The sequence below is a fragment of the Ruegeria sp. CH6 genome (genome assembly GCF_056537005.1).
In genome coordinates this window covers 151,971-170,919 of sequence record NZ_JBQFQS010000008.1, presented here as the reverse complement: position 1 = coordinate 170,919, position 18,949 = coordinate 151,971, and the positions used below count along the sequence as shown (strand labels likewise).

18 protein-coding genes, 1 tRNA gene and 1 pseudogene are annotated in these 18,949 nt (G+C 54.8%); 6 read left to right on the top strand and 14 right to left on the bottom strand.

The window, feature by feature from the left end:
* Positions 1 to 182, top strand: a pseudogene (gene glyA, locus ACR0CW_RS16335) (serine hydroxymethyltransferase); the annotation flags it as partial.
* A 78-nt stretch (positions 183 to 260) separates the two neighbouring features.
* Here the strand turns inward: glyA and ACR0CW_RS16330 are convergent.
* The 4 genes from ACR0CW_RS16330 to ACR0CW_RS16315 all read right to left on the bottom strand — a co-directional run bounded on the left by ACR0CW_RS16330 (position 261) and on the right by ACR0CW_RS16315 (position 2,381).
* Positions 261 to 545 (bottom strand): YiaA/YiaB family inner membrane protein, encoded by a 285-nt coding sequence (locus ACR0CW_RS16330; protein WP_155148199.1) that lies wholly within the window; start codon positions 543 to 545, stop codon positions 261 to 263.
* A gap of 38 nt (positions 546 to 583) precedes the next feature.
* Positions 584 to 1,267: a PspA/IM30 family protein gene (locus ACR0CW_RS16325; protein WP_480788609.1), complete on the bottom strand. Its 684-nt coding sequence runs from the start codon at positions 1,265 to 1,267 to the stop codon at positions 584 to 586.
* A gap of 92 nt (positions 1,268 to 1,359) precedes the next feature.
* Positions 1,360 to 1,950, bottom strand: coding sequence for a TetR/AcrR family transcriptional regulator (locus tag ACR0CW_RS16320; protein ID WP_155148196.1), 591 nt, complete (start codon positions 1,948 to 1,950; stop codon positions 1,360 to 1,362).
* A 56-nt stretch (positions 1,951 to 2,006) separates the two neighbouring features.
* On the bottom strand, positions 2,007 to 2,381 hold the full coding sequence (locus ACR0CW_RS16315; RefSeq protein WP_155148194.1) for a hypothetical protein: 375 nt from the start codon (positions 2,379 to 2,381) through the stop codon (positions 2,007 to 2,009).
* Positions 2,382 to 2,428: 47 nt separating this feature from the next.
* Here ACR0CW_RS16315 and ACR0CW_RS16310 point away from each other — a divergent pair, with 47 nt between their 5' ends.
* On the top strand, positions 2,429 to 3,229 hold the full coding sequence (locus ACR0CW_RS16310; RefSeq protein ID WP_480788608.1) for an alpha/beta fold hydrolase: 801 nt from the start codon (positions 2,429 to 2,431) through the stop codon (positions 3,227 to 3,229).
* Here the strand turns inward: ACR0CW_RS16310 and ACR0CW_RS16305 are convergent, their stop codons facing one another.
* From ACR0CW_RS16305 to ACR0CW_RS16280, 6 genes are all read right to left on the bottom strand, one after another.
* Positions 3,230 to 3,421: a hypothetical protein gene (locus ACR0CW_RS16305; RefSeq protein WP_155148232.1), complete on the bottom strand. Its 192-nt coding sequence runs from the start codon at positions 3,419 to 3,421 to the stop codon at positions 3,230 to 3,232.
* Positions 3,422 to 3,506: 85 nt separating this feature from the next.
* Positions 3,507 to 3,899, bottom strand: coding sequence for a rhodanese-like domain-containing protein (locus tag ACR0CW_RS16300; protein ID WP_155148191.1), 393 nt, complete (start codon positions 3,897 to 3,899; stop codon positions 3,507 to 3,509).
* 81 nt (positions 3,900 to 3,980) lie between these two features.
* The gene (locus ACR0CW_RS16295) at positions 3,981 to 5,321 is read right to left on the bottom strand and encodes an HlyD family type I secretion periplasmic adaptor subunit (protein ID WP_170335360.1); all 1,341 of its coding nucleotides are present in this window, start codon (positions 5,319 to 5,321) and stop codon (positions 3,981 to 3,983) included.
* Positions 5,322 to 5,334: 13 nt separating this feature from the next.
* On the bottom strand, positions 5,335 to 7,623 hold the full coding sequence (locus ACR0CW_RS16290; protein ID WP_480788607.1) for a type I secretion system permease/ATPase: 2,289 nt from the start codon (positions 7,621 to 7,623) through the stop codon (positions 5,335 to 5,337).
* A 37-nt stretch (positions 7,624 to 7,660) separates the two neighbouring features.
* Positions 7,661 to 9,613: a type I secretion protein gene (locus ACR0CW_RS16285; RefSeq protein WP_480788606.1), complete on the bottom strand. Its 1,953-nt coding sequence runs from the start codon at positions 9,611 to 9,613 to the stop codon at positions 7,661 to 7,663.
* A 130-nt stretch (positions 9,614 to 9,743) separates the two neighbouring features.
* A complete protein-coding gene (locus ACR0CW_RS16280) occupies positions 9,744 to 12,101 on the bottom strand; it encodes a hypothetical protein (RefSeq protein WP_155148183.1) in 2,358 nt (785 codons plus the stop codon).
* Between the two features lie 613 nt (positions 12,102 to 12,714).
* On the opposite strand from ACR0CW_RS16280, the gene ACR0CW_RS16275 reads away from it, so the two are divergent.
* Together ACR0CW_RS16275 and ACR0CW_RS16270 are read left to right on the top strand one after the other, a co-directional pair.
* The gene (locus ACR0CW_RS16275) at positions 12,715 to 13,482 is read left to right on the top strand and encodes a helix-turn-helix transcriptional regulator (protein WP_480788605.1); all 768 of its coding nucleotides are present in this window, start codon (positions 12,715 to 12,717) and stop codon (positions 13,480 to 13,482) included.
* The gene (locus tag ACR0CW_RS16270) at positions 13,475 to 13,972 is read left to right on the top strand and encodes a hypothetical protein (protein ID WP_170335371.1); all 498 of its coding nucleotides are present in this window, start codon (positions 13,475 to 13,477) and stop codon (positions 13,970 to 13,972) included. The genes ACR0CW_RS16275 and ACR0CW_RS16270 overlap by 8 nt, the downstream gene beginning before the upstream one ends.
* Before the next feature lie 8 nt (positions 13,973 to 13,980).
* Here ACR0CW_RS16270 and ACR0CW_RS16265 read toward each other — a convergent pair.
* The 4 genes from ACR0CW_RS16265 to ACR0CW_RS16250 form a co-directional block, all read right to left on the bottom strand.
* Positions 13,981 to 14,066, bottom strand: a tRNA-Leu gene (locus tag ACR0CW_RS16265).
* Between the two features lie 336 nt (positions 14,067 to 14,402).
* Positions 14,403 to 15,434: an ABC transporter substrate-binding protein gene (locus tag ACR0CW_RS16260; protein WP_480788604.1), complete on the bottom strand. Its 1,032-nt coding sequence runs from the start codon at positions 15,432 to 15,434 to the stop codon at positions 14,403 to 14,405.
* A complete protein-coding gene (locus tag ACR0CW_RS16255; RefSeq protein WP_480788603.1) occupies positions 15,407 to 16,777 on the bottom strand; it encodes a sensor histidine kinase in 1,371 nt (456 codons plus the stop codon). The genes ACR0CW_RS16260 and ACR0CW_RS16255 overlap by 28 nt, the downstream gene beginning before the upstream one ends.
* A complete protein-coding gene (locus tag ACR0CW_RS16250; protein WP_155148178.1) occupies positions 16,774 to 17,439 on the bottom strand; it encodes a response regulator transcription factor in 666 nt (221 codons plus the stop codon). The genes ACR0CW_RS16255 and ACR0CW_RS16250 overlap by 4 nt, the downstream gene beginning before the upstream one ends.
* Before the next feature lie 97 nt (positions 17,440 to 17,536).
* Here ACR0CW_RS16250 and ACR0CW_RS16245 point away from each other — a divergent pair, with 97 nt between their 5' ends.
* Together ACR0CW_RS16245 and ACR0CW_RS16240 are read left to right on the top strand one after the other, a co-directional pair.
* Positions 17,537 to 18,502 carry a Bug family tripartite tricarboxylate transporter substrate binding protein gene (locus ACR0CW_RS16245; protein ID WP_480788602.1) on the top strand — a complete coding sequence of 322 codons (966 nt, stop codon included), beginning with the start codon at positions 17,537 to 17,539 and terminating at the stop codon, positions 18,500 to 18,502.
* Positions 18,502 to 18,942 carry a tripartite tricarboxylate transporter TctB family protein gene (locus ACR0CW_RS16240; RefSeq protein ID WP_155148174.1) on the top strand — a complete coding sequence of 147 codons (441 nt, stop codon included), beginning with the start codon at positions 18,502 to 18,504 and terminating at the stop codon, positions 18,940 to 18,942. The genes ACR0CW_RS16245 and ACR0CW_RS16240 overlap by 1 nt, the downstream gene beginning before the upstream one ends.
* Positions 18,943 to 18,949: the final 7 nt, after the last annotated feature.

The following is an 18,949-nucleotide window of genomic DNA, read 5'->3' as shown; positions in this document are numbered from 1 at the left end:
GCCCCGCCGGCACCACCCGCGGCTTTGGCGAGATCGAATTCCGCCAGATCGCGGACTGGATCATCGAGGTTGTCGACGGTCTGGCCGCCAATGGCGAAGACGGCAACGGCGCGGTCGAGGCCAAGGTCAAGGCCGAGGTCGCAGAACTCTGCAAACGTTTCCCTATATATCCAAACCTTTAAGGGCTACGATCAATCAAAGAAAACGGCGCCACTCCGGCGCCGTTTTTTTGTTCTTGGGGTATTGATCAGAGCTCCGGATCAAACGTCGGAGGTCGGGTCCTTCAGAACGTCTTCCAGCAGCTTCTCATTACGTGCTTCTTCAATCCGATTTATGCGGTCCTCTGCCGAACGTGCGTCAAAGCGATACTTAACCACGTTGATCAGGCTCAGCGTCAGCAGAACGATGCCCATGCCCCAATAGCCTTTGGTTGCCAAAGGAACTTCCGTGGACAGGTACAGCGAAATTCCCAACAACGCGTAGGCGACAACAACGCCAGCACCGTTCAGCATCAGGATCAGGCCGTTTTCATTTTGATGAGTCATTTGAATTCTCCGTTTTCAGTATGAGTTGGTTGAAAGGCTTAGTCGTTCGATTTTGATTTGAGGCGAGCCAGTACATCGGCGGCGGTGGACCGGGTCTTTGGCCCGTACCCTGCCTCTTCCATGCGCTCGGCAACGTTGGTGTGATCCAGCCCGGTGTCGATTTCCCGCAGGATTTCCGACTGTTCGAACGGATCGTCCTGTTGCATTACGCGATTGATCAGGCCTTCCGCTTCATCGATAGGGCTGTCACCACCCAGATGACGGTTCAATCGCTTCTGCAAACCCTGCTCTCGCTTGACCGCACGCGCCGAGATTGCCCCCTGCTTGAGATCCAGAATGCGGCGGTTCGCAGCCTCGACTGTCTGGCGCAACTGCAGAACCCGGGTTTCCAGCCGATCGACGGTTTGTGTGCGGATGGTTTTTTCGTTTTCCAGATCCGCCACAGCCTGAGTCGCACTTTGCACCATGTCCTGACGACCATCGGCCAAAGCCTGCTCAGCACGCGCCATTAAATCGTCGATGCGGCTTTGCAGCACATCCACTTGCCGCGCTTCGTTACGCTTTCTTTGGATCAGACTGGCGAGCGTCAGTTTCGCCGCCTTCAGATTTTGGTCCGCTTCGCGGATCTTCTGGTCGATCAATTCAATCGAGTAAGTGTCGCGCAGGCGGTCTTCGGCCCGGGCATTTGCACCGTTTATCAAGGTCTTCAATGTACCGAACATGCGTTCCTCCAATTCATGAACATCGTTCACAATTTGGATGTAGCAAACACGTGAACATCGTTCAAGTATTTTATTGAACGATGTTCAGGAAACTATTTGTTTCCAATTCGGGAAAGGACCTGTGTGATCATCCGTTCGATCTGTTCCGGAGGTACTCCGGATATCCGGTTTTCCAAACCAAGGGTCACGATCCCATGCACCGACGAAAACAACGCGCGTGTCATCAGCTCACGCTCAACATTGTCATATTCGGGAAACAACTGCCCCACTGGTTCTGCGATAAATGCAAACAGGCCTTTGAGCGCGTTGCGATACCAATCAGGCACTGGACCATCCTCTGACATCTGCAGATCAAAAAGCGCGCGCCAGAGCAATGTGTTTTGATCCGCAAAATGAAGATAGGCCGTACTCATGACAATCAGCCGCTGAACGGGTTCTTCACTGCCATCAAAGGAACCGCTTACAGCCTCACCCAGGCGTTTAAACGTACGGCCGTTCACGGCCATCACGATGGCGTTCAGATCATCGAAGACGTTATAGATCGCACCCAAGGCACACCCGGCATCTTTGGCAAGATCCCGTGCCCTCAGATCCGAGATTCCATCACGTGCGATACGAATCTCAGCCGCTTCGGTCAGCTTTTCGCGCAACTGCTCGCGTCTGATCTGGGATTTGGATGACATGCCGCCCTCAACCTTGAACTTTGTTCACAAGGATGCGGATAGGCCGAAAGATATGCTCAGATCAACCCGCGCCACCACAGAAAAACAAGCAGCAGTGTCGTCAGCGCCAGCATGTTGAAAGCCAGACTGCCGAGCAATCCAAGGAACCAACCCCATCTACGATCAGCCAGATTGATGGCTCGCAAATGCGTCTGAACGTCATGAGAAGCCTGTTCCAACCTTGGGGTATCCAGTGTCAGGCGCAATTTGGGGTGTTCCGACATCTGTTCGGCCCCGGCCAGTAGCATGGCCTGCTTGTAGATTTTGCGCGGAAGACGCCGTTTGGCACGCCTCACCGAAGCCGCCAATGTCTTGTCACGCACCCCAAGCTTTTTGCGCAGCAAAACGATCGTCTCAGCGATCTGGGTCTGAATATCGGTTTCCTGCGACATGAGGTGCCTCCTGTCAGGTCTTTTAACCTCGCCCACAAGTGCCGACAATGGGGCTGGTTGTTCCGCTCGGCGGCAGGTATCACGAAACCATGCTGAACACGATCATTCATGGCGAACCAACAGATCGCCCGCCCTTGATTATCGCTCATGGTCTTTATGGATCAGCCCGCAACTGGGGCGTCATTGCCCGCCGTCTTTCTGATGAACGTCAGGTCGTAGCGGTTGATATGCGCAACCATGCCTACAGCATGTGGAACAGCCACCATGACTATCCTCATCTGGCACAGGATTTGGCCGAAGTGATTGAGAGCATTGGCGGCAAGGCGGACGTAATCGGCCATTCGATGGGCGGCAAAGCGGCAATGACGCTGGCTCTGCAGCATGGGGCATTGGTGAATAAACTGGTGGTCGCCGACATTGCCCCGGTCAGCTACGGTCATAGCCAAATACAATACATCGAAGCGATGCGTGCAGTGGACATGTCTCGCGTAGAGCGTCGATCAGACGTCGAAGCACAACTGGCAGAGCTTGGTGTTGAAAAGGCACTGCAGAGTTTCTTCACGCAATCTCTGGATGTCTCTGGTAAGCGATGGAGATTGAATCTGGATGTTCTGGCGGACCAGATGCCGAACATCATGGGATTCCCGGAAATCGATACCTCATGGACCGGACCTGTGCTGTTTCTGTCAGGTGCCGATTCAGACTATGTGATGCCCGAACATCGCGAGATTATCCGGGCACTATTCCCAAATGCGCGGTTTGCCAAAATTCCCGGCGCAGGCCATTGGCTTCACGCCGAGAAACCAAGAGAATTCGAAGCAGCTGTCAGGACATTCCTGAACGCCTGATCAGGATGCATTACCCTGATACAGGCGCCGCGCAACAAGCCATGAGACCGGTGCAGCCACCACAAAGCCGACGGCCGCTGCTGAAACGATAGCCATGGTCGAAACCAATCCGGCTGACAGAACTGCGATAACGGCAGACCCGGCAAGTGCGGTTGAAATCAGTGAGTATAGTATGGCTGCGAGGCGTATCATGGTCAGTCGTCCCATTGCTTGACTTCTGACCATCACATTAGAACCCGCGAATACATCTGGCTTTGATTTGTATCAGATCGAAATGCTACATCCCTGCATCGACAGGTCCAATGATCTCGCCGCCAGCATTGGCCCAGTCCGAGAAGCCACCAAGGTTGTAGACCTTTTCATACCCCATGTCTTTTAAGAGCTTGCCGGCCAGCGCAGCCCGTCCACCCGAAGCACAATGCAGAATGATCGGACGATCTTTACGCAATTCCGGATCATGGGACTGCACATTTGGATCGGCCCGAAACTCCAACATTCCCCGTGGAATATGATGAGAACCGACAGCCCTGCCCGTCCGTTCGAGTTCGGGCGCATCGCGAATATCCAGCAACAGCCCACCTTGCGCCAACAAATCCCTTGCCTTGGAAATATCGATGCGTTCGACGACCGCATTGGCGGCTTCCATCATGTCTTTGACTGTCAGTGGCATGTCCTGCTCTCCCAATTGGATTCGCGAGATGCTAACATGCCGTTTTTTGAAGGTGTAGCTGTTGTAAGCCTACAGGTCGGACTAATGTTCACGGAATGCACGTGACATACTGTCGACCACTGGTTTGGCGATATAGGCGGCAAAGGTCCGTTCTTCGGTCTGGATCATGATCTCGGCCGGCATCCCTGGCGTCGGGACAAAGCCACGAACCCGCTCCATCTCATCCGGAGTTAGCGAAATGCGTGCCAGATACACTTCCTGCGGAACCCCTGCGGCCTCCTCCAGCAATGCGTCTGCTGAAACATAGAAGACCTCGCCACTCAGCACTGGGGTTGTGCGCTGGTTCAACGCGACAAGACGGACGGTGGCATTTTGCCCTGTGACAACACTGTCGATTTCTGTACGCGGAATTTGTGCTTCGATGATCAGTGGCGCATCGGCTGGCAGGATCTCTGCGATCTGCTCACCCGTTTCGATGACACCACCGGGCGTGTGGTAATGAAGCCGCACAACAGTTCCGGTAACCGGTGCCCGAACCACGGCACGATCCAGAACACTACGCGCCTGTCGAGCCTTTTCCCGTACACTCTCGAGATCGGCTTCGATCACGCCCAACTCATCCAGTGCCGCCTCTCTGTAAGCTGATCGAGTACGCGAGATCTGTTCTTCGTACTTCAGCAGCATCTGATTCACCTCGGCTGTTTCGGCCTTTAGCCGCGCGAGTTGTCCATCGGCCTCGGCCTGAACGCGACGGATCGTGTTCAGATCACCTTTGCGGACCAAACCCTTTTCGAACAGCGAGTTCTTTGTGTCGTATTCCTCCTGAAGGATATCCTGGCGCCGCTGCATGCTGCTAAGCTGTGCCTCGAACCCGCTTGCGCGAATTTTAAGGGCTTCCATGTTTCGCTCTAGTAAAGCGATGTCGTTCAAAAGTGTCTTGCGTGAGACTTCAAAGCTCAGGCGCTGGCTGTCCAGAATGGTCATGACCTCCACATCATCAGAGGCTTCAACAAGATCATTTGAGAAGGTCAATTTCTCTTGCTCGCCATACTCAGCCAACAGGCGTTCCACCATCGCTTGCAGACGTATTTTACGAATGAACAGTTCGCGTTCATTGGCCTCAGCCGAAGTCTGATCAAGTGTCATCAATACCTGACCAGCTTGTACTGCCTCTCCTTCGGTAACCAGAATATCCTCGATAATCCCACCTTCCAGATGCTGAACGATCTTGTTGCGACCCGTGGCGACAAAGCTTCCCTGGGCAATTACGGCCGCCGCGAGCGGTGCACGAAATGACCAGACACCAAACCCGCCAAAACAAACGATCAACATTATGATCCCGATGAAGACCAATCTGTTTATTGATCTCGGCACCTCAGAATACCAGACAGCGGAGTCTTCAACTCGAACCAGTTCGTTCATCTTCTCCCCCTGTCTATCCTTGAATTTCCGGCTGCTTACGCGGACCGTTCAGTTGCTGCAGAACCTGTTCACGATGGCCAAACAAAGCCACTCGCCCGTCTGTCAGCAGCATGATCTTGTCCACCACATTTAGAAGCGTCGGTTTTTGCGTGATTACCACGACGGTGATCTGGCTTTCTTTGGCCTGTTCGATAGCCTTGGCCAGCGCCTTGTCACCGGCGACGTCGAGGTTCGAATTCGGCTCGTCCAGCACGACCATACGCGGGTTCCCGAAAAACGCTCGGGCTAGTGCGATGCGCTGTTTTTGACCACCCGACAGCGGCGTCCCGTCGGCAGCTACAACGGTCTCATATCCCTGCGGTAAGGTGGCGATCATGTTGTGAACATCGGCAAGCACAGCTGCGTCGTGGATCTGCTCATCCGTCGCATCATTGCGCATTCGGCCGATGTTATCCTTGATCGTCCCCGGGAACAGCTGCACATCCTGCGGAAGATATCCGATGCTTTCACCAAACTGCCGCGGATCCCAGTTTCGGATATCCATCAGATCCAACCGGACACTGCCAGACGTGGGCAGGATCGACCCAACCAGAGTTTTACCCAGTGTCGTCTTTCCTGCGCCGGAATTGCCAATAATCGCAAGTGTTTCACCCGGATTCAGCGAAAACGAAATTCCATTCAGAACGACCCGCTTGGTACCACCCGGTACGTAGAGCAGGCGTTCGACATCCAGCCGACCTTCAGGACGCGGCAGACGCAGTTTTTCGAATTGCAGCGCCGAGTTTTTCAGCAGCGCATTGATCCGATCGAACGCACCACGCGTGAGCAGGAAATTGTTCCATCCCTCAATCGATCCTTCGATCGGGGCAAACGCTCGTCCCGCAATGATTGAGGCAGCGATGACCATACCGCCCGTTATCTCGCCCTGAAGTGCAAGAAATGCGCCCCAGCCCAGAATTCCGATCTGGGTCAGCAGACGCACTGCACGCGAAATCGCTGCAAAGATAACGTTACGATCCTGCGCTTTCACCTGCCACGTCAGAGACTGGGCTGTGTCCCGTCCCCAGATACGAACAGCTTCGGGTATCATGGCCAGCGCATTGATGATCTGGCTGTTGCGTGACATCGAATCCAAATGCTGGTTTGCCAGCGATTGCGCCATGTTGGCCTTGGCAAACGGTTTGGCTGTCATTTTCTGGTTGATCAGCGCAATGATCATCAACAGCAATGCTGTAAAAATGACGATCATTCCAAGTTGAGGGTGAACAAGAAAGATCATCAGGATGAACAGCGGCGCAAAGGGGACATCCAGAAATGAAATCAGAGTGCCCGACACGAGAAATCCGCGTACCTGCTGCAAATCACCCAGAGTCTGATATTCACGGCCCGTTCCGTGCAAAGACGCGTGGGCCGCTGCGCTCAGGATCGGAGCGCCAAGTCGGGCCGCGACCTCAACAGCGGTGCGCATCAGCATGAAGCGGCGTACGGCATCAAAGGCCGATTGGAATATCACCGCCCCTGCCACAATCGCGGTCAGCATGATCAGAGTATCCAGCGATCGGCTGGTCAGAACACGGTCACTGATCTGGAACAGGTAGATCGGGATCGCAAGGATCAGGACATTGGTTGCGCAAGTCAGAACCAGAACAAACGCCAGGTTCCGCCAGATTGCCCGCATTGAGGTGCGCAGCGTCCGTTGAAAATCTTCGGGCGGAGTGCGCTTGTGAAAGGTTTGGGGTGGCCCTTTGCCATCACCACCGCCCGTTTCGGTGCGGGGCAAAGGCTGATTTGCTTTGGCCTCGATAGTGGTGCCTATGCGATCCGTTCCTGCCGACTGGGACGAGGGGGTCATACGCGCAGTCGGTTGTTCCACGGTCTTCGGATCGGGGCTGTCGGCATCGGCCACCCCATTGTCGCCGCCCGCCATTTCAGTATTGGGCGCGGGCTGCGACGGTCCGCGCCGAAGGGGAGGTTCGGCGCTTGATCGTGAGTTCGTCGCAATTACTTTCTCTTCTAATTCAGTAGCCGCATTCGGCGACTCAGGCTCATGAGCCTCGATAGTTTCCTGAACCTCATCGGGCTCAGGTTTCCTTTCATCGCAGGTCGATGCTGACAGGGTCTGCTCCGTTTCTGGCAAGCGCATCTCCCGCGTCAGCCTCAGCCTGGACTTTCTGAGCTTGAATTTCGATTGATCTGTCTGATTAACCAGATCGCAGGCTCTGAGAGTTAATGGACCGCCCCCACCGTGCCGATCCAGCGGGCTGGCATATCGGGTACGGCGCGACGAAAAAACGATCGACATAAATAAACCTTCCGGTCACTCGTAACAAACAGGGAAGTCAGACCAGCATGCTTTGCAGGCCATCATCGGGACTTAGCATTTCTGAAGGTGTCAGTTGTGGACCCTGAGTGCCCATTCCTGCCTGACCAGCAACACCGGCGCTTTCCTCCATCAGGAGAGCGATTGCCTCGTTTGCAAGTTCCTCGCTTTCCTCATTTTCGGGCATTTCGATCAAACTGGCCTGATGCAGCAACAGATCCGAATACGTGCCTCCGGCCGCCATAACAGTCGAGTCGACGCCGATCTTGGTGATATTCGCTGCATTCAGCATTGCGTTGCTTCCGGAAAGAACCTCGGTTTCTGCGCCGTTTGGACCAGACAGATGCACATCATCCTGATCTGCAAGCATTGTGACCTGTTCCACGATATTAACTTGCAGCAGATTGCCGTCGATCTTGAGAACGCGCATCTGTTCCATTCCCGCAAACATGGGATCGTTCAGCAGTGCTTCCTCAAGAGCGGCGAGATCCATGTCACTCAGGGCCATGGCCTCAGTGAGATTATCGTTCAGCTCTCCTTCGCTGTCCTCACCAATTGTGGTCAAAGAGGCCTGGTTCATGACCAGATTGTCGTCTCCGCCACCAGTTCCAGCTGCCATGCCGCCGGTTACGACGTCGTCATCCATCAAGACCAATGTCTGGAACAACATATCGACCGAGATCATGTCGCCGCCGATCATGATCAGATCATAAAAACTTCCCAGTTGGATCAGGTCCGAGACGTTGACCATCTCGTTGTCACCCATCGCATATAACGTTGAAGCCGCTGAGATTTCGGTCTGAATATGATCAATATCCGTGGCATCGATCATCTGTTTGACAAAATTGGCCACGACCAGATCGCCATGTATCCAATCCACTGACAGGAATGAGGGTTGCTCTGCGTCGTCAGTACTCTGGGCCAGCCAGGGCGCGGCCTTGGCTTCGACTTCGATCTGAGCGGACTGGACCACATTGGTCCCCGAGCCACTCCCCGCATTGCCCTGATCCATATCTGAAACAACGGCTACTTGACTGACCATCGTGAGACTAATGGCCTGCCCGCCAACGGCGATAAACGGAGCGTCGACCCAAGCAACATTTGCCGCGACCTCGTTAATTGCCAAATTGCCTCCGACGATCACAGTATGACCATCGTCAAACTCCGGGTCCTCGGACTGATCCCACTCATCAGGCAGATGTGCGGTTGCTTCCGCTTCTGCATCCTCTTCCGGTTGATGATGCTCTGGCAGAAGTTCCGACCAGACCGGTGCCTCTTCGACATGCTCTCCATTTACGATGATGCCCATTGCGTCACCGCCATGGAACTGATGTATGGTGACACCCTCGACATCTGAATTCATCGGAGTCTGCATCTGCTCGGCCAATCCCTCGACATAGTCAGATGACATGTAGTCGGAAATCGCCAGCGAAGGTGCCGACATGGCGTGCAGAGACAGGGCCATGTCCAGAGCTTCCTCTGCCTCGGCAATCATTGTCTCTGTATCTCTGAAATCTCCCTGCCCAACGGTATCGTTGTCGCTCAGGGTCAGCGTCTGCATTGTGTAGGTGACAGCAGATCCGTGTGTTCCGATTTCCGGTTGCTGCTGAATAATCACGAAATCCAGATTACCGGACTGGCCTAATTGATTGTCAGGGACCAGCTGCCCTTCCGCCGTCGGCTCGCCTAACACTATGATGGTTTCCTTGACCGGTCCATCGACCGGGGGCGGTAATACCGGCTCTGAGGGTGGGGTCTTGAAACGGTAGGGAAGAGGATCGTACTCGCCCGGATCAAGCTTCAAATCAGCCTTGACCCGTATCGTAATCGGATCTTCCAGCTCTTCGACTTCGGCCTTACGCCTGAGTGCGGTGAACTCTTCATACTGATCCCTCAGGCGGGCTTGTTCAATTGTTAGCTCAAAAGTTCCAACAAAATGTGCAATCGTTTCTGTAACACTGTCGAGTGCCATATCGATTATCCCTATCACCCTGCCCGGCAGAAAATTTCCGGTTTAGGCTTGGTTGGGCCGAGGCCGCATAACGGCCCCGGCGTTTTCGTAGAACAGAAACGGGGATCGCAATACGGTCCCCGATATTTGATTATGCTTCGGTGTCGTCGCTCGAGTAAGTCGAAGTCATCGAGCCACCAACCATGGTCGTGTCAACCGAGTTACCAAGCACGTTGGCACCCATGACGATCGACTGGTTGAATGCTGACGTATCAACCACCGCGGCTGCCGAGGCGTAGGATTCTCCGGTCACGATACCGTCGCCACCGTTGTTGGAACCCCACGTACCACCGTTACCGCCAGCGCCGCCGTCACCCGAATAGGCGCCTGCTGCGCTACCACCGGTGATCGTGCCACCCATGGTATCGCCGGATGTGGCTGTTCCCATGGCCGAGCCGCTGGTGCCGCCAGTTGCCGTTGCTGCGCCACCGGCACCACCTGCACCAGTATTGGCCGCGCCTGTCGCGCTACCGGAACCGGTCGAGTTGGCGTCGTTGTCGCTGTTTGCAGCGCCACCGTATCCGGCGATCGCTTCGGCGAGACTATCGGCAGAACCATCGGTTGCAGATTCGGCAAACACGTCAGCTGCGCCACCCGCACCGGCAGTATTGGCCGCATCCGCAGAACCACCACCGCTACCGGTCGAAGTTGCTGTCGGCGTTGTCGTACCGCCTGCGCCACCTGCGCCTTCGGCTGTTGACGTGCCGCTACCCGACCCGTTCGCCGCACCGTTTGCAGCGTTCGAACCACCGGCACCGCCAGCTGAATCAGCCGTTTGCGGGTTATTTGCCGCGCCACTGATAGCACCTGGGTTCTGACCGATATTCGGGCCACTTGCCGATTGATCGCCAACACCCTGCGCACCGGAGTTCGCAGCTGAATTACCGCCAGTACCTGGACCGCCGGATCCCGCGCCACCGCTTCCGGCACCGCCAGTTCCTGCACCACCAGTACCTGTGCCACCAGTTCCTGAGCCGCCGGTACCTGGGTTATTGCCAGAAGTTCCGCCGCCACCGGTTGTGGCATCAGAGGATCCCGCATTCGCGCCAAGGCTATCTGCGATTTCCTGGTTCAACGCGGCGACTGCCGCTTCAACCATACCCGAGAATCCGCCGGAACCATCACCACCGGTGCCGCCACCGCCAGTACCGCCGCCGCCAGAACCCGAACCACCGGAGCCCGAACCGCCGGAACCGGATCCACCGGAACCACTTGCGCCACTACCAGCCGAGCTTCCTGCTGCGCCTGAGGCACCATTGCTGCCAGCCGTCGCATCATTGGCTTCGTTCGTACCCGTGCTGTTGTTCGTCGCTGAGCCAGAGTTCGACGAGCCAGAGTTTCCTCCGTTTGAGCCTGCTGCGTCAGTGTCATTTCCAGCCAAACCAAGGCCAGCTGCCAGCGAACCCGAGGCGTTTTCACCGCCATTCGCATTACCTTCGGCATTTGAACCAGACAGACCCAGTCCTAGACCAAGACCGAACGAATCCGCACTGCCGCCATTACCGCCAGTACCCTGACCGCTAGCGCTCGAGGTGCCGGTATTGTTGGCACTTGATGTGCTGTTGGCGTTTCCGCCGTTACCTGCAGTGCTATCGCCACTGGCTTCTGCGCCGGACAGCCCCAGACCCAAGCTGGTGTTGTTGGCATTACCCGAGCTGGCACCGTTGCCACCCTGTGCGCCTGCACCTGCGTTACCGGTGTGACCACCAAGGGCAAACGCATTGCTACCATTGGTTTCCGAAGCTGCTGCTCCACCATAGCTGGTGCCGCCGGCGCCGGAGTTACCGCCATCTGCCGATGAGCCAATGCCCTCTTCCGCATGTGCGGTGCCGCCATTGGCGTTACCGTTCTGATTGAAATCGGCATTGTTGGATACGGTCGGTGAATCCAGAGTGTCATCGTCACTCAGATTTGCCAGTTGATTGTTGACTGATGACATATCGTTTCCGTCACCATCCAACGAGATATCCAGGTTCATGTCATCACCTGGATCGTAGCTCAGGTCGCGACCTGCGGTAATTACGTCACCGATTGACGCTGAATCACCAATGTCCAGATCGACCTGGTCATCATCGCGCGGGATCCATTCACCTTCACCGAAATCGATGTTGATGCTGTTCGAGATAGTGTTGCTGTCATCACCACCATTGACGTTCGACTGCTGCTGGCCTTGTTGCTGGCCCTGCTGCTGAGCCTGACCCTGGTCCTGATCCTGACCTTGGTCCTGACCCTGCTCATTCGCGACTTCGGTCGCCTGAGCCTGAGCCTGGTTTTGCTCATCCTGGTTGTCGTTGGTGTTTTCTACAGTCTGACCCTGCTGCTGAGCGTTCAGATTGGCCTCGATTGAAGCTTCGTCAACCTGAAATTCGGCATCAACGTCCGCGTCAAGGTTTTCGACATTAATTTCGTCAACGGTCGTTACATTTGTATTATTAACATTGCGTCGCATAACAATTATCCATTTTTGATGCGCCAGACCGCCATTCATCTACAAAGCGATATTTGGCACGGTTGAAACAGAATTTGGCATCCACCCGCGAAACTTGCGCATGTCTGCGGCCTTGTCTTTCAGCTAGATTTGTTGTCACCCCCCTTTCTCGGCTAAGCCGATTACGTGACCACTCAAATTCACGCGGAAATACGCGGGCCGCAGACACGTCAGGTACAAGTAAACTTCACGAATTGAAGCCCTGTCATGGTTGCAGCAGATTTGTGGGATGAATAGATAACCGAAAGTACTACTTCCTCTATTAAATTGTTTTTATTATATAATATTGAAAAATACCTGCCGCACTTCGGAGAATGTCATTCGCATGAAGTCTCATTATGACTACAGCAGGAAAATATGATTTTTCCGGGGGTTAAACCTAAGAAACTGAAATTCAGCCTATACAAAAGTTCTAATTTTGGATCGCTTTTAGCAACAATCTGTTGCTGAAATTGGAACTTTCGGGTATGGTTCCGGGTAATTTTATTGAGTCTGTAATAGTTTCGCACCACAAAAAAATGCCGCCAATTTTGGGCGCAAGAATTGGTGCAGTTTGTTAGTGGGGGAAAGGAAAATGAGCATTTCTATGCAAAACAGTATTCCTTGCAAAATTGAAAGTGCTGATGATCTGTCAATAAGCTTCATTGGGAAAGAATTATTCTATTCAAATCAAACCCTAAGAAGCGTTCAAAATGAATTCGGAGTTGTAGCCTATCGCAGCGACAGCCTTGATGCGGTGAAAGCTCCGACCAGCTTTGCCTCAACATCCGGAAAGGTTCTGGTCGTTGATCAGATGAACCTCGAAGACCTGTTGAACAGGCCATCCGAGTACAAGCAAGCCGTACCTTCTGGGTGTCTTGCCTTTGCATATCGCAAAGACGATTCGGCCCGTTTTCTTTTCGAACACTGGGATCGTGGACGATATGGCGACATCGGATACCTGCCGATGAATGTTGCTCCGGATGTGTGGCGTGCGATATTGCGTCTGCTGATGCATGAGGAACTGTATTTGCCAAGTTTCCTGGCCGATTGCGTTCTTCGCTCACCCTCTGAGTCGCGCAACCGCGATCGAGCATCTCCGCAACAACCAGATGCGCCCCCATCAAGCAGAAAGAACCCTCTTTATTCAAAGCTCACTCGGCGAGAGAAACAAGTTCTGCGCCTGGTGTCTCAGGGGAAAAGCAACAAGACGATTGCGGCCAAGCTGGGGATCACGGAGCACACTGTAAAACTCCATATGCACAATGTGTCAGGGAAAATCGGTGTCAACAATCGCACGGCCGCTGCACATTTCTACTTTGAGGTCGCGCCAGAAGAGGCGCAGCAGATATCTTGTGACTGACGACTTCGAAACCAAATTTGACCGTCTGATCCTGCTCGTCGGGCGGCTAAATTACATGTGGACCAATACCGAAAGCCTGCTCATTCATCTGATCGCTGGCTTAAGCGGGACCAACAAGGACGTCGCAGTGATCATTTTCCTGACTCTGAATACTACACGTGCGCGTATAGACTTGGTCGAGCGTCTGGCAAAAATGGAAGGACGACCCGAAGAGGTTCGCGACCCCATCCTGGAACACACTCAACGCCTGACAAAGCTTTCGGGGATACGAAACAAGTATAACCACTGCATATATTCGTTCGATCAGGAAAGCGGAAACCCAAAGACAATTCTGATGCGCATCGCCGACCGAAAGACCGACATCAAGCTAGGGCGCGAAGACACCGTAGATGACAACGCTCTGCAAGAAATCGAAGACGTGGTTGCACAGCTATCAAAGGCCAATCGAGATATCTGGAAACTGATTTCTCAGCTTGGCTATCCGGTTTAGCTCAAGCTTGGTGCGGGCGGTGGGACTCGAACCCACACGGCACTAAGGCCTTCGGATTTTAAGTCCGATATGTCTACCATTCCATCACGCCCGCACATCACCAAATGCCTGATACGGCAATTCTGACAGTGATTTGTGGAATGCTTACTACCAACGAAAGTGATTGAAAAGGCGTTGTGGGCCTAACTTTGTCTACGAAAACAAAGTTATTTTAGTATCACCGTTCAGCGCCACCTCACATTCATACCTGATCCGGGTCTCAACAAGTTTTCTGGCGCGATTTTGTTTGCGTGCTGTCACCTGAACTGCAACAGAACCTGCCGACTAAGCGGCAAACGAACAGTAGATAACGCGCCCTGTTATCCCGGCCCGCCACAGTTCAGAATCCTGTGTCCACCTAAGCTGAACATTCATCTTCTCGCAGAATCCGTTATTCCTGAAACAGGGAGCTTTCCCAGTTTTTCAGAAAGTTATCCCGTCTGATCTTGTCCAGAAACACCAGCAGTCCGGGACCAAACCGAATAGGGCGTAATGCGGTGTTATCTCGAAGCACTGATGGATTGATCGCGGGCAGACCGGATGCAAGCACGAGGTCCGGATTCTGGCCAAACACCAGCAGATAATCGATGAATTTGTTGGCATCTTCAGGGTTCGGAGAAGTCTCGGGGATCAGCGCGGTCCGCAGCATGACATTCACGTAGTCTTCGAATTCTATGATCTGGAAGCCATCGACGCCGCTTTGCTGCGAACTCGCATAGCTGCCCAGCACGTTATACGCCAATGCCAACTCTCCGTTTGCCACATCCCGGATCATATCGCCGGAACAGCAATAGAGCTTGGCATCCAGCCTGCCCATCACCTCCATAAGCCGCCAGAACGACTCGCTGTTACGACTGTCCTGCGTGGCCATCAGATAACCGAAACCCGATTGCCGCACGTCGTATGTACCAATGCGCCCCTGAAAAAGCTCGGGGTTCTCACGCAACAGCGCGATTAGCTGGTCGCGACTGCGTGGGGCATCTCCATCCGGGAAAAAGGCGTCTGACACGACCAAAACGGCGGGCTCTTGCGTAAACGCGAAGATCTGATTTCGCCAGCTTGCCCATTCAGGCAGGTGGTCGGTTTCGGCATCATCGTAGTTCTGGGCGAAACCGTCATTGGCGAGTTTGGTCTGAAGGTCCATCGCCGAAGAGATAGCGAGGTCAAACACTGCCTCTTCCTCGGCAATTGCCTGCATCAAACTAGTCGTGCCGGTGATCGTGTATTCGACCTTCACCCCCGGGTGCTGTGCCTGAAAGGCCGTAATAATGGGCTCGAAGGCTTCGCGGTCGGCGGTAGAGATGATCCGCAGAACAGACCCTTCATTGGCTGCGGGATAGGTGATGTGATCCTCAACTTCAAACGCGACGACTGCACGTGACACCCACAACAGGATCAGCGCGGTAACAGCAGCGATACGCATGCGCCTGGACCCTCCTTGTTTGAACTGATGGATAGTCTGCCACCATGTACCTGTGCGACATCGGCGGCAATGGTCAGACCAAGTCCCGAACCGACGACATCCCCGACATTGGCACCCCTTTTATATCGACTGACCAGACGCGACAGATCGGTATCTGCAAACCCTCGCCCTTCGTCGGTCACAGCAATACTTGTTTCTGCCCCCTCAACCACCGAAACTGTAATGTCGCTGTCTGCCGGAGAATACTTGATAGCGTTGTCCAGAATATTCATCACCGCCGCCTGCAAAAGAATACGGTCGCCCTGAAACGAAACCGCATGATCGGGCAAATCGCGATGGATGACTATGTCTTTCAGGTCAGCGGTCGGATCCAGCCTGTCACAAGTCTCCTCGACCACTGCATTCAGGTCCAGTTCCTCTCGCAAAAGGCTGTCAGCGCGAAAAGTGACCATGGCATGATCCAGCATCTGCCCGGCAGATCGCGCGCTTTCGTCGATGGCTCGGATCATCTCGCGAATAGCTTGCTTGTGTTCCGGTTTGCGTAGCTTCAAATGAGTGACTTCTGCCTGCGCCCGCACCGTAGCAAGAGGCGTACGAACCCGGTGTGCCGCCTCGGCGATAAAATCCTCGGTACGCAATAGAGAGGCCCGCAGGCGCCCCATAAAGCTGTTGAGCGCCTCGACCAGCGGCAACAGTTCGCGCGGGGTCTCGGCTGTCACCGGACGCAAATCCTTGGGCCCCCTGCGGGTAACGGCCCCGGTCAGACGATTGATCGGCGCGAGAGCCGATCCCGCCGCCCATAAACTGAGTGCAGTCGCCAGCACAAAGAAACCGGCACCAATACCAGTCGCGAGTGTGGTGATCCGCCGGGAAATCGTCTCCAGACCTTCCCGGGTTTGCGCAACGGTTACAAACGCTTGCGCCCGGTTCGCCTCACTGCCCATGGGGCGCAACAAGGTTACAGAACGAATTTCATCTCCTCGATACATAAGGGTTTCGAACACCGGCTCACCCGGTTGTGGCAGGGCAGTCGGAACCGGAAGATCATCATATCCTGTCAGCGTTTGCCCCGAGACGGCAACGCGATAAAACACGCGATCCTGCCCCACGGTTCCCAGCATCGAGAGTGACGAGTAGGGCAAATCCAGCGTGACGCCCCCACCCTCGTTCCGCAGGCTGTCGGCCATCGCGATCGCCGAAGCTGCAAGAACCTGATCTTGAGTTCCCTCCGCCGCGCGTTCGGCAACACCGCGGACGACAAAAAAGAAAGTCAGCGACAGCAGCGCAGCAACACCTGCAAGCTGAAAGAACAGGCGGCGGCGTATCGAGGCATGAAACTTCACGCAGCTACGATCCGATAGCCAAGACCCCGCACCGTTTCAATTGTTGCACCCGAACCTTCCAACCGCTTGCGCAATCGGCCCACATAGACTTCGATCGCATTCTCGCTGGCTTCGTCAGACAGTGAAAACAGCCGGTCCAGCAGATAGGACTTGGAAAACACCTGACCCGGGGCATTGAAGAACACCTCCAACAGGCGAAGCTCTCGATTTCTTAAAGCCACAGATTTACCCGCGAACCGCAACTCGCCGGCGGTAGAATCAAGCACTGTGCTTTCAAAGCTTCGTTGGTTGACCGCTACGCCACCCTGCCGTCGAAGAACGGCGCGGCAGCGGGCCTGAAGCTCGGAAAAATCGAAGGGTTTTGTGATGTAGTCATCGGCACCGAGGTCCAGCAATCCGACCCGGTCGGACACCGCTGAACGCGCAGTTATCACGATGACCGGGGTTCGATTTGCGGCCTTGCGATGCTGGGCAAGAAAATCGCGACCGTCACCATCTGGCAGCATAATATCCAATAAAATCAAATCGTAATCTGCAACCGCAATACATGTTGAAGCATCATCCAGCGACTCAGCATGATCGACGGCATGACCATCCAGATGCAGCCGCTCTGCGATGGCATGTGCCAGTTTCAGATTGTCCTCGATCAGAAGGAGCCGCATCGGCGACCTTTTTTAAAGCATGACAGGTTGGTGTCAGGTTTGAGCGTTTCGATTGAGCATGAACGAGACAAATCGATGTGTCAAACGGGAGGAAAACATGACAAATCGTATGTTCAAGGCGCTGGCTGCCAGCGTCTTTTTGGGTGTGAGCGTCACGGCTGGACACGCCGCTGAATGCATCGCACCGGCCAACCCTGGTGGTGGCTGGGACTTCACCTGCCGTCAAATTGGCAAGATCATGCACGATATCGGTGCAGTTGATAAACCTATCCAGGTGACCAACATGGCCGGTGCTGGTGGTGGTCTGGCCTATAACCATGTCGTATCTGAGCGGAACGATGACGATGACCTCATCGTCGCGGCCTCTTCGGCCACAACCACACGTCTGGCTCAGAATGCCTATGCCGGGATGACAGCGGATCAGGTTCGGTTTGTCGGAGCTATCGGCGCTGATCCGGGCGTGATCGTTGTTGCCAACGACAGCCCCTATCAGTCGCTGAATGATCTGGTTGACGCGATCAAAGCCAACCCGGGCGAGCTGGCCTTTGCAGGTGGTTCGGCCGTCGGCGGCTTTGACCATCTGAAGCCGTTGATGATCCTGCAGCGTTCTGGGGTCGATGATGTTCAGGCTATCAAATACATAGGTGTGGACGGGGGCGCAGACGCGATCACCCAGACGGTTGGTGGATTTACCGCAGCAATGTCCGGCGATATGTCCGAGATTGTTGGCTTCCTGAAATCTGGTGACGTGCGCGCCCTAGCGGTTCTGACCGAAGAACGCGTGCCCGGCTTTGACGACATTCCGACAGCCAAGGAACAGGGGATCGATGTGGTCGCCGTAAACTGGCGTGGCATGTATGTGCCCAAAGGTGTCAGCGACGAGACCTTTGACATGTGGGCTGAACGCCTGCAGCAGGTTGCTGACAGCCCCGAGTGGAGCGAAGCCATGGCTGCCAACGGCCTTGCACCGTTTACTCTGGTCGGCGCCGACTTCCAGAACTACGTGAATGACGTGGTTGCGGAAATCAATACCCTGTCCAAGGAAATCGGGGTAATTCAATAATGGTATCTGACCGCATCTTCGGAGCGGTCGTGACCCTGGTGTCGCTGGCATATGTTGCCAGCGCCACTCAGATCCAGACCAGCTTCTTGGCCGATCCTGTCGGCCCCCGCACTTTCCCGATCCTCGTCGGCTCGATCGCCGCCTTTTGTGGAATTCTAGTGGCGCTACGCCCGGATGAAGACCCCGAGTGGCCCGCGTTGCAAACCCTTGGGGCCCTGGCCATCGCCGTCGCGGTTCTGGTCGGCTATGCCTACGCACTGAAACCGCTGGGCTTTCTGCTGCCAACAGCAATCACGGCTGCGATCCTGAGCTATCAGATCAGCCCGCGTATTGGCCCTGCAGCGATAGCCGGTGTCGGTCTGTCAGTCGGACTGTTCGCAATATTCAAGTTCGCGCTTGGCCTTGGCCTTGTCGCCCTGCCTGCCGTGATGCACGGCTGAGGTTACC

Coding starts and splice junctions, on each gene's coding strand:
- ACR0CW_RS16330 (WP_155148199.1), bottom strand. CDS start 545: ATGACTCATCAAAATGAAAACGGCCTGATCCTGATGCTGAACGGTGCT.
- ACR0CW_RS16325 (WP_480788609.1), bottom strand. CDS start 1,267: ATGTTCGGTACATTGAAGACCTTGATAAACGGTGCAAATGCCCGGGCC.
- ACR0CW_RS16320 (WP_155148196.1), bottom strand. CDS start 1,950: ATGTCATCCAAATCCCAGATCAGACGCGAGCAGTTGCGCGAAAAGCTG.
- ACR0CW_RS16315 (WP_155148194.1), bottom strand. CDS start 2,381: ATGTCGCAGGAAACCGATATTCAGACCCAGATCGCTGAGACGATCGTT.
- ACR0CW_RS16310 (WP_480788608.1), top strand. CDS start 2,429: ATGGGGCTGGTTGTTCCGCTCGGCGGCAGGTATCACGAAACCATGCTG.
- ACR0CW_RS16305 (WP_155148232.1), bottom strand. CDS start 3,421: ATGATACGCCTCGCAGCCATACTATACTCACTGATTTCAACCGCACTT.
- ACR0CW_RS16300 (WP_155148191.1), bottom strand. CDS start 3,899: ATGCCACTGACAGTCAAAGACATGATGGAAGCCGCCAATGCGGTCGTC.
- ACR0CW_RS16295 (WP_170335360.1), bottom strand. CDS start 5,321: ATGAACGAACTGGTTCGAGTTGAAGACTCCGCTGTCTGGTATTCTGAG.
- ACR0CW_RS16290 (WP_480788607.1), bottom strand. CDS start 7,623: ATGTCGATCGTTTTTTCGTCGCGCCGTACCCGATATGCCAGCCCGCTG.
- ACR0CW_RS16285 (WP_480788606.1), bottom strand. CDS start 9,613: ATGGCACTCGACAGTGTTACAGAAACGATTGCACATTTTGTTGGAACT.
- ACR0CW_RS16280 (WP_155148183.1), bottom strand. CDS start 12,101: ATGCGACGCAATGTTAATAATACAAATGTAACGACCGTTGACGAAATT.
- ACR0CW_RS16275 (WP_480788605.1), top strand. CDS start 12,715: ATGAGCATTTCTATGCAAAACAGTATTCCTTGCAAAATTGAAAGTGCT.
- ACR0CW_RS16260 (WP_480788604.1), bottom strand. CDS start 15,434: ATGCGTATCGCTGCTGTTACCGCGCTGATCCTGTTGTGGGTGTCACGT.
- ACR0CW_RS16250 (WP_155148178.1), bottom strand. CDS start 17,439: ATGCGGCTCCTTCTGATCGAGGACAATCTGAAACTGGCACATGCCATC.
- ACR0CW_RS16245 (WP_480788602.1), top strand. CDS start 17,537: ATGACAAATCGTATGTTCAAGGCGCTGGCTGCCAGCGTCTTTTTGGGT.
- ACR0CW_RS16240 (WP_155148174.1), top strand. CDS start 18,502: ATGGTATCTGACCGCATCTTCGGAGCGGTCGTGACCCTGGTGTCGCTG.